Consider the following 15,028-nt stretch of genomic DNA (forward strand, 5'->3'; position numbering starts at 1 on the left):
GACCGGCCCACGGGGGCCGGGACGGGAAGCCGAGGTGGCGGAGCAGGCTGAGGAGGGGGTTCGATGCCCGAGGCGGTCAAGGAACTGGCGGCCGACGACCAGCTCGACGAGATTCTGCGTGCCCTGTACCGCATGCGCGACGGCGACTTCAGCGTCCGCCTGCGCAAGCGCGGCGGCGGCACCATGCGGGAGATCGCGTCCGTCTTCAACGAGGTGGTCGACCACAGCGAACAGCTCAGCGACGAACTCCAGCGCGTCGGCGACGTCGTCCGCAACGAGGGCAGGCTCAACGAGCGCGTCAACGTCAACCCCGCCCGGGGCGCCTGGGGCGAGAGCGCCCAGGCGCTCAACGTCCTGCTCGACGAGGTCTCCGAACCCGTGACCGACGTCGCCGGGGTCCTGGACTCGGTCGCGGAGGGCCAGCTCAGCCGCCGCGCCTCCACCGAGGGCCGCCGCGGCGAGCTCAAGGGCGACCTGCTGCGCCTGGCCACCACGGTCAACCGCATGGCCGACCAGATGAGCGGCTTCGCCGGGGAGGTCACCCGGGTGGCCCGCGAGGTGGGCACCGAGGGCAAGCTCGGCGGCACCGCGCAGGTCGAGGGGGTCTCCGGCGCCTGGCGTGAAGTCACCGAGTCGGTCAACCAGATGTCCTCGCGCCTGACCGACCAGATGCGCGACATCTCCGAGGTGACCACCGCCGTCGCCCGCGGCGACCTCAGCCGCAAGATCACGGTGGACGTGCAGGGCGAGATGCTCGACCTCAAGGACACCGTCAACACGATGGTGGACCAGCTGTCCACCTTCGCCGACGAGGTCACCCGGGTGGCCCGCGAGGTGGGCACCGAGGGCAAGCTCGGCGGCCGCGCCAACGTGCGCGGCGTGCGGGGCATCTGGAAGGACCTCACCGAGAACGTCAACTCGATGGCGGACAACCTCACCAACCAGGTGCGCGACATCTCCCAGGTGACGACCTCCGTGGCCCGCGGCGACCTCACCCAGAAGGTCCAGGTCGACGTGCAGGGCGAGATGCTCGCCCTGAAGAACACCGTGAACACCATGGTCGACCAGCTCGACTCCTTCGCCGACGAGGTCACGCGCGTGGCCCGCGAGGTCGGCACGGAGGGCAAGCTGGGCGGCCGGGCCAACGTCAAGGGCGTGTCGGGCATCTGGAAGGACCTGACCGACAACGTCAACTCCATGGCCAACAGCCTCACCTACCAGGTCCGCAACATCTCCCAGGTGACGACGGCGGTCGCCACCGGTGACCTCACCAAGAAGATCACCGTGGACGCCCAGGGCGAGATGCTCGACCTCAAGGACACCATCAACAAGATGGTCGACCAGCTGGACTCCTTCGCCGGAGAGGTGACCAGGGTGGCCCGCGAGGTGGGCACCGAGGGCAAGCTGGCCGGACAGGCACACGTCCGCGACGTGTCCGGGGTCTGGAAGGACCTGACCGACAACGTCAACTCCATGGCCAACAACCTGACCTACCAGGTGCGGCAGATCTCCATGGTCACGCGCGCGGTGGCCGCGGGCGACCTGACCAAGAAGGTCACGGTCAACGCCAAGGGCGAGATCCTGGAGCTGAAGGACACCATCAACGTCATGGTGGACCAGCTCTCCGCGTTCGCCGACGAGGTCACGCGCGTGGCGCGCGAGGTGGGCACCGAGGGCAAGCTGGGCGGCCGCGCCGACGTCAAGGGCGTCTCCGGCATCTGGAACGACCTCACCGAGAACGTCAACTCGATGTCGCACAACCTCACCACGCAGGTGCGCAACATCTCCGAGGTGACCACGGCCGTCGCCGCGGGCGACCTCAACAAGAAGATCGACGTCAACGCCCAGGGGGAGATCCTGGAGCTCAAGACGACGGTCAACACCATGGTCGACCAGCTGTCGGCGTTCGCCACCGAGGTCACCCGCGTGGCCCACGAGGTGGGCAGCCAGGGACAGCTGGGCGGCCAGGCCAAGGTCGAGGGCGTGACCGGCACCTGGAAGCAGCTCACCGACAGCGTGAACGGCCTGGCGGGCAACCTGACCACGCAGGTGCGGGCGATCGCCGAGGTCGCCAACGCCGTCGCCAAGGGCGACCTGACCCGCAACATCCAGGTCGACGCCCGCGGTGAGATGGAGCAGCTCAAGCACAACATCAACCTGATGGTGTCCAACCTGCGCGAGACCACCGCCACCCAGCGCGACGCGGACTGGCTCAAGTCCAACGTGGCCCGCATCTCCGGCCACATCCAGGGCCACCGCGACCTCAAGGAGCTGGCCCGCCTCATCATGACCGAGGTGACGCCGCTCATCGGCGCCCAGCACGGCGCCTGCTACCTGCCCGAGGACCAGGACGACCAGGAGAACTTCCTGTTCTACGCGGGCTTCGGCTTCGACCCCGACGAGGACCGCCGCCGCGTCCGCACGGGAATCGGCCTGGTCGGCGAGGCCCTCGCCCAGCAGGTGGAACAGCAGGTCGGCAACATCCCGCCGGGCTACGTCAAGGTCCAGTCGGGCCTGGGCGAGGCCTCTCCGCGCAACCTGTACATCCTGCCGATCGTCTCCGAGGGCCGCTCGCTGGGCGCCATCGAGTTCGCCTCCTACGAGGACTTCCGCGAGAGCCACAAGAACTTCCTGCGCCAGCTGGTGAGCCTGCTCGGCACCACCATCAACACCATCCTGGCCAACAACCGCACCGAGGACCTGCTCGAACAGTCCCAGCAGCTCACCAGCCAGCTCAGGGAACGCTCCAACGAGCTCCAGCGCCAGCAGGAGGAGCTGCGCGGCAAGAACGCCGAGCTCCGCCAGAAGGCCACCCAGCTCGCCAACCAGAACCGGGCGATCGAGCTCCAGAACCAGCAGATCCAGCGCTCCCGCAACGCCCTGGAGGAGCGCGCCCACCAGCTCCAGGTCTCCTCCAAGTACAAGTCCGAGTTCCTGGCGAACATGTCGCACGAGCTGCGCACGCCGCTCAACAGCCTGCTGATCCTGGCCCGCCTGCTCGCCGACAACGCCGAGCAGAACCTGTCCGCCAAGCAGGTCGAGTTCGCCCAGACCATCCACAAGGCGGGCAGCGACCTGCTGCTGCTCATCGACGAGATCCTCGACCTGTCCAAGGTGGAGGCCGGGCGCGCCGAGGTGCAGCCCAGCGAGGTCTCCATCGCCCAGCTGGTCGACTACGTCGAGGCCACCTTCCGCCCGGTCACCGGGGACCAGGGGCTCGCCTTCGCGGTGGACGTGTCGCCGGACATCCCCGGCACGCTGTGGACCGACGAGCAGCGGCTCCAGCAGATACTGCGCAACCTGCTCTCCAACGCCGTGAAGTTCACCCCGCAGGGGGAGGTGCGGCTGCTCATCGAGCCCGCGTGGGCGCTGGAGGACGCCGACCTGGAGATGTTCGTCGAGAACGAGGAGGTCATCGCGTTCACCGTCGCCGACACCGGCATCGGGATCGCCGAGGACAAGCTCCAGGTCATCTTCGAGGCCTTCCACCAGGGCGACGGCGGCACCTCGCGGCGCTTCGGCGGGACCGGCCTCGGCCTGTCCATCAGCCGCAACTTCGCCCGCCTGCTGGGCGGCGAGATCCGCGTGCAGAGCGTGCCCAACCAGGGATCCACCTTCACGCTGCTGCTCCCGGTGCGCCTGCCCGAGGACGCGGGGGAGCGGGCCGAGGAGGCCGGTTCCCCGATCCGCGCCCTGAGCGGTATGGACTCGGCGCCGATGCTCGACCCCGGCCGCGGCGCGGACACCGGCGGCCTGGACTCCTCCCCGCTGGACGACGGCTTCTCCATGCCGGACGAGGACTTCGACGCGGCCCTGGCCGCCCTCACCGACATCACCGACGAGCCGCTGCCCACGGTCCCGGTGCTCAAGGCGCCCGAGTCCCACGCCGCGGCGGCCGAGAGCGGTGAGGCGCCCGAGCAGGCGGCCGAGTCCGAGCCGCGCACCGACCCCGAGCGGCGGGCCGTCCTGAGCGGCCAGCGGGTGCTCATCGTCGACGACGACGTCCGCAACGTCTTCGCGCTCACCAGTGCTCTGGAGGCGCAGGGCCTGGAGGTCCTCTACGCTGACAACGGACACGCCGGAATCGCCAGGCTGGAGGCCAACGAGGACATCGCGCTCGTCCTGATGGACGTGATGATGCCCGAGCTGGACGGCAACCAGACCACCCAGCGGATCCGGGAGATGCCGCAGTTCGCCGGTCTGCCGATCATCTCGCTCACCGCCAAGGCGATGCAGGGGGACCGCGAGCGCAGCCTCGCGGCGGGCGCCACGGACTACGTGACCAAGCCGGTCGACCTGGACCACCTGCTGGACGTCATGCGGCGCTGGCTCACCGCGGGGCGCGAGGAGACCATCGCCGGAGCGGCGGCCGACGGCGGGGGCGGCGCGACGGCCGGGCCGGAGGAGGCCGGTACCGGGCATGACAACGATCCGAACGGGGAGACTGGCACCAGCACCCCGAACGAAGACCTGGAGTAACCCGACGTGACCCAGAAGGCCAACATCCTTCTCGTCGACGACCGCGACGAGAACCTGATCGCGCTGGAGGCCGCACTCACCTCACTCGACCAGAACCTGGTCAGGGCCAACTCCGGTGAGGAGGCGCTCAAGCACCTTCTGGGCACCGATTTCGCGGTCATCCTGCTCGACGTGGTCATGCCGGGGATGGACGGCTTCGAGACCGCCGCGCACATCAAGCAGCGCGAGAAGACCAAGGACGTGCCGATCATCTTCCTGACCGCCCAGGAGGTCGACCGGCACCAGGTCTTCCGCGGCTACGCCTCGCGCGCGGTGGACTTCCTGCTCAAGCCGTTCGACCCCTGGGTGCTGCGCTCCAAGGTCGAGGTGTTCGTGGAGCTGCACCAGCTCAAGGCGCAGATGCGCGAGCAGGCCCGCGCCCTCCAGCGCGACCTGGGCCAGGAGACGGGAGAGCCCGGCAAGGTCCTGGCCGAGCAGCTGGCGCAGCGCTCCCACCAGGTGCAGACCGACCTCGCCCAGCTGCGCGAGCACATCGTGACCAACTACCAGGACGTGGACCAGAGCCTGGTGGACGGCGTGCGCCGGGTGGACAGCGCGGTCTCGCGCCTGTCCACCCTGGTGGACACCCTCCACGGCCCCGAGTGAGAGGCCGCGTACCGGTCGCGAGGGTTCTGAACTGCGATGATCTTGTACTTATAGCCGGTGTCGGCGCTCGATCCCCGCTATGAGCACAAGATCACGGTGAGCAGGGCCGGGGCGGCAGCGCCAGACCGATGTGCTCGCCGATCTCCTCGATCAGGCCCAGGTCGGCCAGGCGGAAGCTGCCCCGGTTGCTGCGGCGGATCAGGGTGAGCGCACCGCGCACGCCCCGGCTGCCGCGCAGGGGGACCGACAGCAAAGAGCCCGCGCCCAGCATCGACAGCAGCGGCGCGCCGGACGGGGCGTGACCCAGCACGGCCTCGTCCTCGATCAGCGGGAACAGCAGGGACTGGCCCCGTTCCAGCACCTCGCCCGGAATGTCCGAGTCGCCGGGCGCGGCCGAGGCCACCGCCTCCCTCTGCGCCGGGAGCGCGTCGGCCGGACCCGCGACCACGGCGCGGCGGGGCGCGTCGGAGGAGATGGGCAGGTCGCACACGTCCACGACCACCCAGTCGGCGTAGGAGTCGGCCAGCAGGTCGGCGGCGTCGGCCAGCGCGAGGGGCTTCCCGGCCCCGCCGGGCCCGGCCGAGCGCAGCAGCAGCCGCGTCATCCGGGTCAGCACGTCCAGCCTGCGCGCGGCCAGCACCACCACCTGGTCCTCCACCTCCGTCTCCAGCGGGGCGGGGCCCTCCTCCTCGACGCCGTTCATCGGCGGCGACATCGCCACCAGCACCAGCGGGTTGGGCTCGGTGGGCAGCTCCAGGCGCGTCAGGGTCAGGTGCACGTCCTCGGCCCAGCCGCGCTGGGCCAGCCGGGACTCCAGCGCGGCGTCGCCGTCGCCGCGCAGCACCGCGGCCAGCCAGGACTGCATGGCCGCGCGCTTGCGCAGGTCGACGAAGTGGGCGAAGGGCTTGCCGGTGAGGTAGCCCGGCGCGCTGCCCAGCCGCGCGGCCCCGGAGTTGTTGATGCGCCGGATGTAGCCCTCGTGGTCCAGCAGCACGGTGGGGACGCTCAGCTCCTGGAACATCGCGCGCAGCAGGGCCCGGTCGCCGTCGTCGCCCTGGCGGCGCGGCTCGGGCTGGGCGTGGGCCCGGGCCAGCTCGGCCCCCGCGTCGCCCAGCAGGCGTTCGGCGTATTCCAGCTCGGCCAGGGCCGCCTCGGCGGTGCCCTGGGCGTCGTCGGGATACATGGTGTGCGTGTTGCGCAGGGCCGCGATGCGTTCACCCAGTGCGGTGATCTCACGCTGCAACCCGGCGAGGTTCTCCGACACGCTCAGGTCTCCCGTCGTGGATGGCGTCTTCCCGAAGCTAGCGGATGTCCGCTCCCACGGTCTCCCAAGGTTACGGTTAGTCCGAGCCCGGAAACGGAAGGAGGCCCCGACTGTGTGGATCGAACGCCTGGCCCGGGACATCGGCGCGCTGGGACAGGCGGACAGCACCACCCTGGAACGGGCCCTGGACCAGATGAGCAGGGCCGCGGCCCTGGGCGTCCCGGGCTGCTCGGCCGCGCTCGTCGTGGTCTGGCGCGAGGTCGAGGGGGCCGACGGCTCCGTGCGGCACGTCGTCACCGACTACGGCGCCTCCCACGCCGACCTGTCCGCGGCCTTCGAGCACCAGTACACCACCGACCAGGGGCCCACCGTCGAGGCCGTCCGCGAGATGGGCCAGGTGCGGGTGGGCGACATCCTGCGCGAACCCCACCGCTGGCCCCGCTACACCAGCATGGCTGTCCAGTGCGGGGACCGCTCCTCCATCACCCTGCCCAGCCTGCTGCCCGGCGAGGGCGACGACCGGGTGATCACCTTCGGGGTGCACTCGGGCCGCGCCGACGCCTTCGAGGAGGAGGTCGTCGCCCCGCTGACCGCCCTGCTCGCCGAGCACGCCGCGGTGTCGCTGTACAGCGCCGGACGTCAGGCCGACGTGGCCAGGGAGACCGCCCACATGCGCCGGGCCATGTCCGCGCGTACGGTGATCGACCAGGCCAAGGGCATCATCATGCACGCCCGCGGCTGCGACGCCGACACCGCCTTCACCGCGCTGCGCGAGGTCGCCCAGCGCAACCGCAAACGTGTGGTGGACGTGGCCCGCGACCTCGTGGCGGAGAACACCGGCCCCCAGCCCCGGATGCGCCCCGACCGAAGGTGAACGGGCGGGCAACACCGGGCGATGAGTCCCGAGCGTGATCGAAAAGCGCCATGATGAGGGCTCGGGGCCGTCCCGGAACAAGAAGGAGAAGTGACCGTGACGTCAGACATCTCGATCCGTCGCGAGGATGGCGTCGTCGTCGTCAGCCCCGCGGGGGAGATGGACGCGGTGACCTCTCCCGCGCTGGCCGAGGTCCTCGACGGCCTCCTGGCCGCCGAGCCGCCCCGGGGGGTGGTGGTCGACCTCGCCAAGGTGTCCTTCTGCGACTCGCGCTGCATCGGCGTGCTCGTCTCCGCCTACCGGCAGGCCCGCGACCTGGGCGTGGGACTGGTGGTCGCCGAGCCCCAGCCGCAGGTCAACCGCCTGTTCGTGATAGCCGGAATCGACCAGGTCATCCCGATCGTGGCCAGCACCGGCACCGCGGCGGAATCCCTCAGGGGCTGAGCGGGGCCCGTGTCCCGGCCTCCCGGACGGCCCCGGTCTCCCCGGCCCCGTCCACGAAGTGCAGCCGTACCAGGGACCCCTCGCCGCTGCCGCTGATCTCCAGGAAGTCGCAGGTCTGCCGGGTGATCCACAGCCCGTACCCGCGCGGGCGCATGCTGTCGGCCGGACGGTAGCCGGTGAGCGGGTCGAAGAGCCCGCCGCGCTCGTCGAACACGTCGCACACCCACCGCCCCGGGGCGCGCCAGACCTGCACGGTGCCCTTGCCCGCGCCGTGCTCCAGCACGTTGGCGGCCAGCTCGTTCACCGCCACCACCAGGCTGTCGATCCGCTCCGGCGGGAACCCCACGGCCTCTCCGAGCGCGGTCAGGTCACCGCGCAGCCGCGGCAGGGACAGCCCGATCTCCAGCCGGTGCACGGGTCCGCTGACAGGCAGCGGGTCCGGGGCGACCGGCCGGGCGCCGAAGGCCGCCGTACCCAGGTAGGCGGGGTTGGGCCGGGGCCCGTCGGGCTCCACCAGCACCGGGTGGGTGGCCAGGATCGCGGACCGCGTCCGCGGGGTCAGGTCCCGGTCGTCGTGGACGCACAGCAGACTCAGCCGCTGCGGGGCCAGCGCCGTGGACAGCACCGACTCCAGCCGGTGCCACTCGCGCAGCTCCATCCCCGAGACGGGCAGCGGGGGCTCGGCCACCACGACCACCGGCACGGGGTCGTGGACGAGCGCCAGACGGTGCAGGGCGGCCAGGGTGCGTCCCGGGGCGTCGTAGAACCGGTCCCGCTCCAGGACGTGCACGCGCTCGCGTTCGGAGGCCGAGAGCGCCCGGGTGAGCGCGACGGCGCGGTCACCTGAGACAGCGAGCACCGCGTGGGCGTTTTCGCGTACGGCTGAGCGCAACCGCTGCCGGGCCACCTCGTGGAACCGCTGCCCGCGGCGGAAGAGCAGTCCCTGGTGTTCGAAGGTCATCGGTACGTGGCGTCCGCGCCCGGGGCCGGCCGTCCGGCCGCCGGGCGCCACTGTCTGTGTACCCGTTCCGACCCCTCGGAGGGAACCCCGGGGGACCGGTCGGACGGGCACGCTGTCGGGACGGGCACGGCTCAGTGTGCGGTCCCGGACAGTAGCAGACCGTCCGTCTCGTCCTCGTCGGCACGGTCCTGTTCCGTCTGCTGCGGACGGGAGCGCTCGTAGGCGAGCTCCGTCTCGACGGCGATCCGCTGCCAGGTGAACCGGGAGCGGGCCCGGTCCACGGCGGCGATGCCGTACGCGGTGCTCATGGTCGGGGTGCTGAGGACGGCGCGCACGGAGCGCACGACCTCCTCGGGGCGGCCGAAGCGCATCAGCACACCGCTGGTGCGGTGCAGGACGGCCCCCGGGGTGGCGCCGGTGGCGGTGGCCACCACGGGCAGGCCGCACGCCATGGCCTCCAGCACGGCCCCGCCGTAGGGGTCGTAGGAGGCGGCGGACACGTACACGTCCGCGGAGCGCAGCAGGCGGGGCAGCTCCTTGCGCTCCACGGGCCCGGCCAGGTGGACGCGGTCGTCCACCCCGGCCTCCTTGGCCAGGAGCTCGATCCGGCGGGCGTTCTCGTCGAGGGCCACGTCCAGGTCCTCGGAGGTGGAGACGAGCAGCAGCTCGGCCTCGGGGAGGCGGGTCATGGCCTCCACGAGCCGGTCGGCGCCGCCGGCCTCGGTCAGGGAGGTGACCGAGACCAGGCGGGCGCGCTCCTCGCGCCGGGAGTGCCAGTGCTCGGCGGAGGCGCTGCCCTCCACGCTGAAGTGGTCGGGGTCCACACCGAAGGGCACGACGTTGACGTGGTGGCGGGGGACGCCGAGGCGGGCCAGTTCGACCTGCTGGTCGGTGGAGTTGACCAGCACGCGGTCGGCGCGCGAGGCGAGGATGGTCTCCATGCGGACGCGCTCGGGGTGGTGGCCGAGGCCGGAGCGCTGCTCGCTGGCGTTGAGGGAGTGGAAGGTCTGCACGATGGGCGTGCCGCTCTGGTCGCTCTCGCTGTGCGCCTGGGCGTGCAGGGCGGCCAGGCCGCTGGTCCAGCCGATCGCGTGCAGGACGTCGGGGTGGTCCTCGTCCAGGACGGAGGCGAGGGCGCTGCCGAAGGCGCCGGTGTGCTCGGCGTGCTCCTCGGCGGACAGCGGCCGGGCCGGACCGGCGTCCAGGTAGGCGACGGAGACGCCGCGCGCCATGCGGGTGCGGCCGTCGGGCTGGCCGGGGTCGCTGCGGCGGGCGTAGACCGTCACCCGGTGCCCCCGCTTGGCGAGCTGCCGGGACAGGGCGCACACGTGCAGGCTCGCGGGGCAGGCGGGTTCCCCCCTGTGCGCGGGGAGGGGGTTGGCGTGTTCGGCGACCATGGCGATCTTCACTGGGCTGAACTCCTTGGACACGGTCTCGTCGGTGTCCGTCGTAGGTGCGCCCGAGGCGACTCCGGAGCGGGGATCGGAGTCCTCACGGGCGGGGCTGGGGCCGTCGTTCCGGTCCTCGGGCCGTGGGGCCGGGTCCGGAGTAAGGAGGCTGCGGGGGGAGGCGCGGTCAGGTGAGGGCGGCACACGGCGCCGGGCGCCGCGCCGGTGGAGGCCTCCCGGCAGCACGAGGAGCCGTAGGCGCGTGGCGCTTACGGCTGCCGCTGAGCGGAGGAAGAGGAAGAAAGAAGGGAAGACGCACGGAGATCACACCAAACGACCGGTCGGGGAAGACTGGGGCCACCGTGCGAGACAGGATGATGCCGCACGGGGCTGGTCGTGTGTGTCTGCGTCTTAGACACCCAACGGGGCCCATTCTGCCAGACGGTTCACGTCTCGACAACGTGACGTCGATCCGACACCAAGAACTTCGGGGTTTCGGTGCTGTCCGTAACCTCGGAGCCCTCCCCGTTGGTCTGCGGTTTCGCGGTAGCCGTGGGTGGCCCCTGTCGGGGCGGCGGTGCCGCCGCTACTGTCAGACCGGAACACCGTGAGCGCGCGGCGCGGACCGCGGAGCGCCCGGCACGACACTTCCGGCGGCGGGACCCGGGGCGGGAACTGCGTATCCGGGTGTTTTCCGCCATGATGTACGCGGATTTTGACCCACTCCGGCGGTGGCTCGGTACGGTGACAGAATCCGGACGTTGAACGGGACTCGACCAAGGTCCGGCGCGGGGCGCCGGGCAACCGGCCACGGCCGATGAAACGGGAGGAAGGGCGTATGGGTGTCGCTGGTGGGGAAGTCATTGTCACGGCCCTCACGCACCGGGGCGCTATTCGCTCCGCCAACGAGGACGCCATCGTCATGGGTGCCCTGACCGTCGCCAGTGCGAACATGACCTCGCCGGTGCGCTGCGTCCTCCCGGTCGGGGAGCCCGTCATCCTGGCGGTCGCCGACGGGATCGGCGGTCAGGCGGCGGGGGAGATCGCCTCCGAGCACGCCGTGCACCGCATGGCCGAGATGGGGCCGCGTCTCAACGGCCCCGAGGAGATCGCCCAGCTGCTGAGCAACATCGACGAGGAGATCAAGGACCACGCCACCCAGCACACCGAGTTCTCCGGAATGGGGACCACGGTCGCGGGCGTCCTGCTCAACAACGACGGCAACTTCTGGTTCAACGTGGGCGACTCCCGCACCTACCGCCTGGAGGGGCGCCGCCTGCGCCAGCTCTCGGAGGACGACTCGCCCGCGCTGCCCCCGTCCGAGGACGGCCGCCCGGTCACCACGAACTTCATCACCCAGTCCCTGGGCGGCAGTTCGGGCGGCACGATGGTCCCGCACGTGGGTCGGGACGACGCGGCCGACCCCAGCGCCTGGCTCATGTGCAGCGACGGCCTGTCCGACCTGGTCCTGCCCGAGGAGATGGAGCGGATGATCGCCGAGGCGGGCAGCGACGAGGCCGCCGTGTACGCCCTGTGGCAGGCCGCCATGGAGGCGGGCGGCAAGGACAACATCAGCATCCTGCTGGCGCGCCGCGTCTGACCCGTCACGACCGGGTCGGCCCCGGCGGTCGGCTCCCGTCCCCCCGGCCGGGTCGGCCCCGGGCCCGCCCGTCGACCCCTGAACCCCCATCCGCCGGCATCCCCCGACGCACGGCCCCGGCCCCCGCGCGGGCGGACACCGCCGACGCCTCCCGTGTCCGCCCTCCCCGTCACCGGGCGGACCGGACACCGGACACGACGAGGGGCCCGTACGCGCCTCCCCAGCGGGGGAGGGCGTGCGGGCCCCTCGGTCGTCTCGCCGGTACCTACTTCTGCCCGGCGTCCCCACCCGGGCGCCTGCGCATGCGCACGGCCACGAGGACGACCGCGGCGATACCGGCGACCGCGACGACGGCGACGACGGCCAGCGCCACCGGCGACACGCCGCCCGACTCCTCCTCGGCCGCGGCCTCGTCCGCGTCCACCTCGTCGGCGGGCTCCTGCGCCTGCTCCTGCCCGGTCTCCCCGGCGGGTTCCTGCGCGGTCTCGCTCTCCTCGGGCTCGGGGGCCGCCGCGGCGACGGCCTCCTCGGTCACCGAGAACGTCAGGGTGTCCTGGATCGGGTGGCCGTCGGAGGAGACCACGCGGAACCCGATGGTGTACTCACCGGCCTGGTCCAGCGGGGCCAGACCCACCGACACGTCCGTGCCGTCGAAGGTCGGGTCCCCCTCCTCGTAGGTGGTCTCCTCGTCCGGCCCCGTGACGACGACGGCGCTGCCGCTGCCGCCCTCCATCGGGGCGTTGTTGAAGCTCAGCACGACCTCCTCGGGCACGGCGTCCAGGGTGGCCCCGTCCTCGGGGCTGGACCCGGTCAGGACGTCGTGCGCCAGCGCGGGCGCGGGGGCCAGGGCCAGGGCGGCCGCGGCGAGGGGGGCCAGTACGGCGGCGGCCGCGCGCGGGAGGGCGCGGGAGGGCTCAGCGGCGGTGTCGGGGGTGCGGATGGTGCGGGTCATGGTGGTCACGGCTTCTCTCAGCGTTCGGTGGGTTCCGGCGTGCGCGCGGGGGCGTCGCGAGGGGACGCCCCGGGGAGGGGAGGCCCGCGCGGGCCGTGCGCCGAGAGCGCGACGGGCGGGGGAGCGGTCCGGGAGGCGGCGCCCGTGACCGGTACACGGGCGCCGAACGCGAGGCCGGGCACGCGCAGCGGCGGCAGCGCCCGGACGAGCAGGGCGGTCAGGAACCACAGGGCCGCCTCGCCGTGGGCGAGCAGCGCCGACGCCAGCAGGGCCGCCCACAGGTGCGCGAACAGCATGCCGGGCGCGAGGCCGAGGGCGTGGGTGAGCAGGCCGTGCCCGGCGTGGTCGGCGCCTGTGTCGAGGACGCCGGGGGCGGGTTCGCCCGAGCCCTGGAACACCAGGTGCAGGAGGATCTGCACGGAGGCCATGACGGCGAAGATGTCGCCGAACCCGCGCATCGTGCGGGTGAAGTACCACAGCAGGGGGAACAGGACCGCGGTCGCCGCGGCCAGTCCCCCGAGGGAGGCGGGCGCCGCGGCCCACAGGTTGTGCCCGCCCCAGGCAAGCCCCGTGCACGCAGCGGCGAGGAGTGCCGTGCGCAGGAGGCGGAGCGTGCCGTGAGCGGGTCGCACGAGAAAGAACCTAGGCCGTGCCCCGGAGGGTCGCAAGATCCCCGGAGTGCGGCGGTCGCGCGGCCCGGGCGTACCGGCGCGGGGCGCGGCCGCTCGGGCGGCGGGTGGGGCGGAGGCGGGTCGGCGGGACCGAGGGGCTGGGCCGCCGGGCGGGCTGGCGCCCTCCGGCGGCCCCCGTCGCCCTCGTCAGTGACGACCGGCCGGGACGAGTTCGCGACGCATGTAGCGGCGCTCCTCGGGGGTGGTTCCACCCCAGACTCCGTGAGCCTCTCCCGCCCGCAGGGCCCACCGCAGGCACTCCTGGCGAACAGTACAGCTGCGGCAGACGGCGATGGCCTGCTCGGTGTCGGCGCGCCCGATCCCGGTGCTGCTCACCGGAAAGAAGATCTCCGGGTCCTGCGAGCGGCAGCTGCCCTGCAGGACCCAGTCCTCGCTCTCGTGGTACAGGCGGTTCACGGGCGCCTCCGATCCGTGGCTGGTGGTCCCTGTCCCCGTGCCGTGCTTCCACGGCCGGGTCAGGGGGCTTCTCCGCCCCACCGCCCACGGGTGATCGACCCGGGAACTGCGGCGCGGCGATGCGACCAATTGTAGTACGACTCAACGTAGTACTACACGGAGTCTGCGTGAAAAAACCGGAAAACTCAAGAACGTCCCCGGGTGCGGGCCCGCCGCGCTCCACCGCCGCGTCCGGAGGCGCGGGCCCGGAGGCGGCGGCGCACGGGTGCGCCACCCCTCCCGCCGTCTCCGTGCGGCGGTGACAAAGGCCGCGGCCTCCCGCGTGTCGGCGTTGCGCGTGTGCCCCCGGGCCCCTTCCGACGTACCGTGTGGCGCGAGCCGGGAGCCCAAAGTGGCGTTATGTCGCGAGCTTTCCACCGAATCGGTGTGACTTAACGCACGCTTAATATTGCTCTGCGAGGATCTATGTTTGACCCTGACGGCTGTCGGCCCCCCGGGTGCGAACGGTTGCCCTCCCCGGCGGCGCCCCGCGTCCGGCCCGCACGACCACGGCGTCGAACCCCCTGTTGGGCAGGGCGTCAACGCGTGTCCCGTCCGCTCCCGGACGTCCCCCGAACCTCCTGGTCAGAGCCTTGGGGCGCTGCTAAATAAACAGGCCCTACCCGTGAACGGTCTGCCCAAACATCCGCGAGCGGCTTCCGTGAAACGTCATTGACATTCGTTCGCTAAGTTCGATCGACGTGCCACATCTACGAACGAACCTCCAAGCACGCGACCGGACTGACACCGGGGCCACGGCCTCGGAGGCCCCAGGCGCCGCGGGCCGTGGAGGCGTGCGCCTGTCGCACCCGTCCCCGGAGGACGGACCGCACATGTGGCGGCTGGCGCGGGAGAACGGCATGGACGTCAACTCCCCGTACGCCTACGCGCTCTGGTGCCGGGACTTCGCCACGACCAGCGTCGTCGCCCGCGACGACGAGGGCCGTGTCGCGGCCTACGTCACCGGCTACGTGCGGCCCGACAGCTCCGACACGTACTTCCTCTGGCAGGTCGCCGTCGACTCCGCGTACCGCGGACAGGGGCTGGCCCGCCGGATGCTGGACTTCGTCGGCGACCGGATCGTCGACAGCGGCCTGCGCTACCTCGAAGCGACCGTCACCGCCGACAACACCGCCTCCCGCGCCCTGTTCGCCTCGTTCGCCCGAGACCGGGACGCAGAGGCCGTGTGGAGTCCTCTCTTCACCGGGGAACACTTCCCGCAGGGGGACACCCCGCACGACCCCGAGGACCTCGTACGCATCGGCCCCCTCGGAGCCGGGTCCGGAGCATGACC

At 72.0% G+C, this 15,028-nt stretch carries 12 protein-coding genes; 6 read left to right on the plus strand and 6 right to left on the minus strand.

Annotated elements, in window-relative coordinates; all coding sequences use genetic code 11:
- Positions 1-63: 63 nt before the first annotated feature.
- Together HGB44_RS11955 and HGB44_RS11960 are read left to right on the plus strand one after the other, a co-directional pair.
- Positions 64-4,479 carry a HAMP domain-containing protein gene (locus HGB44_RS11955; RefSeq protein ID WP_061081869.1) on the plus strand — a complete coding sequence of 1,472 codons (4,416 nt, stop codon included), beginning with the start codon at positions 64-66 and terminating at the stop codon, positions 4,477-4,479.
- 6 nt (positions 4,480-4,485) lie between these two features.
- A complete protein-coding gene (locus HGB44_RS11960) occupies positions 4,486-5,124 on the plus strand; it encodes a response regulator (protein ID WP_061081870.1) in 639 nt (212 codons plus the stop codon).
- Positions 5,125-5,215: 91 nt separating this feature from the next.
- Here HGB44_RS11960 and HGB44_RS11965 read toward each other — a convergent pair whose 3' ends face one another.
- On the minus strand, positions 5,216-6,388 hold the full coding sequence (locus HGB44_RS11965; protein ID WP_061081871.1) for a GAF domain-containing protein: 1,173 nt from the start codon (positions 6,386-6,388) through the stop codon (positions 5,216-5,218).
- Between the two features lie 112 nt (positions 6,389-6,500).
- Here HGB44_RS11965 and HGB44_RS11970 point away from each other — a divergent pair, with 112 nt between their 5' ends.
- Together HGB44_RS11970 and HGB44_RS11975 are read left to right on the plus strand one after the other, a co-directional pair.
- Entirely contained in the window at positions 6,501-7,262 is a 762-nt protein-coding gene (locus tag HGB44_RS11970) for an ANTAR domain-containing response regulator (protein WP_061081872.1), read from the plus strand.
- Between the two features lie 96 nt (positions 7,263-7,358).
- The gene (locus tag HGB44_RS11975) at positions 7,359-7,706 is read left to right on the plus strand and encodes an STAS domain-containing protein (RefSeq protein WP_061081899.1); all 348 of its coding nucleotides are present in this window, start codon (positions 7,359-7,361) and stop codon (positions 7,704-7,706) included.
- Here the strand turns inward: HGB44_RS11975 and HGB44_RS11980 are convergent.
- Positions 7,696-8,667 (minus strand): anti-sigma factor RsbA family regulatory protein, encoded by a 972-nt coding sequence (locus tag HGB44_RS11980; RefSeq protein WP_061081873.1) that lies wholly within the window; start codon positions 8,665-8,667, stop codon positions 7,696-7,698. The two genes, HGB44_RS11975 and HGB44_RS11980, sit on opposite strands and share 11 nt — an antisense overlap.
- A 131-nt stretch (positions 8,668-8,798) precedes the next feature.
- Complete coding sequence (locus tag HGB44_RS11985) at positions 8,799-10,076, minus strand: glycosyltransferase (RefSeq protein WP_061081874.1); 1,278 nt, start codon at positions 10,074-10,076, stop codon at positions 8,799-8,801.
- A gap of 817 nt (positions 10,077-10,893) precedes the next feature.
- Between HGB44_RS11985 and HGB44_RS11990 the strand changes: the two genes are divergently transcribed.
- Positions 10,894-11,655, plus strand: a complete 762-nt coding sequence (locus HGB44_RS11990) for a PP2C family protein-serine/threonine phosphatase (protein ID WP_061081875.1) — start codon at positions 10,894-10,896, stop codon at positions 11,653-11,655.
- Positions 11,656-11,920: 265 nt separating this feature from the next.
- Here HGB44_RS11990 and HGB44_RS11995 read toward each other — a convergent pair whose 3' ends face one another.
- The 3 genes from HGB44_RS11995 to HGB44_RS12005 all read right to left on the minus strand — a co-directional run bounded on the left by HGB44_RS11995 (position 11,921) and on the right by HGB44_RS12005 (position 13,695).
- Positions 11,921-12,607, minus strand: a complete 687-nt coding sequence (locus tag HGB44_RS11995) for a copper resistance CopC family protein (protein ID WP_061081900.1) — start codon at positions 12,605-12,607, stop codon at positions 11,921-11,923.
- Between the two features lie 17 nt (positions 12,608-12,624).
- A complete protein-coding gene (locus HGB44_RS12000) occupies positions 12,625-13,239 on the minus strand; it encodes a hypothetical protein (protein WP_061081876.1) in 615 nt (204 codons plus the stop codon).
- A 186-nt stretch (positions 13,240-13,425) separates the two neighbouring features.
- On the minus strand, positions 13,426-13,695 hold the full coding sequence (locus tag HGB44_RS12005) for a WhiB family transcriptional regulator (protein ID WP_061081877.1): 270 nt from the start codon (positions 13,693-13,695) through the stop codon (positions 13,426-13,428).
- Positions 13,696-14,528: 833 nt separating this feature from the next.
- Here HGB44_RS12005 and ectA point away from each other — a divergent pair.
- The gene (gene ectA / locus HGB44_RS12010) at positions 14,529-15,026 is read left to right on the plus strand and encodes a diaminobutyrate acetyltransferase (RefSeq protein ID WP_082768483.1); all 498 of its coding nucleotides are present in this window, start codon (positions 14,529-14,531) and stop codon (positions 15,024-15,026) included.
- Positions 15,027-15,028 lie beyond the last annotated feature (2 nt).

The organism is Nocardiopsis alborubida, from assembly GCF_012396365.1.
GTDB lineage: Bacteria > Actinomycetota > Actinomycetes > Streptosporangiales > Streptosporangiaceae > Nocardiopsis > Nocardiopsis alborubida.

Bases quoted from the DNA above. Each gene is read 5' to 3' on its own strand.
- HGB44_RS11955 (WP_061081869.1), top strand. From the start codon at position 64: ATGCCCGAGGCGGTCAAGGAACTGGCGGCCGACGACCAGCTCGACGAG.
- HGB44_RS11980 (WP_061081873.1), bottom strand. From the start codon at position 8,667: ATGACCTTCGAACACCAGGGACTGCTCTTCCGCCGCGGGCAGCGGTTC.
- HGB44_RS11990 (WP_061081875.1), top strand. From the start codon at position 10,894: ATGGGTGTCGCTGGTGGGGAAGTCATTGTCACGGCCCTCACGCACCGG.
- HGB44_RS11995 (WP_061081900.1), bottom strand. From the start codon at position 12,607: ATGACCCGCACCATCCGCACCCCCGACACCGCCGCTGAGCCCTCCCGC.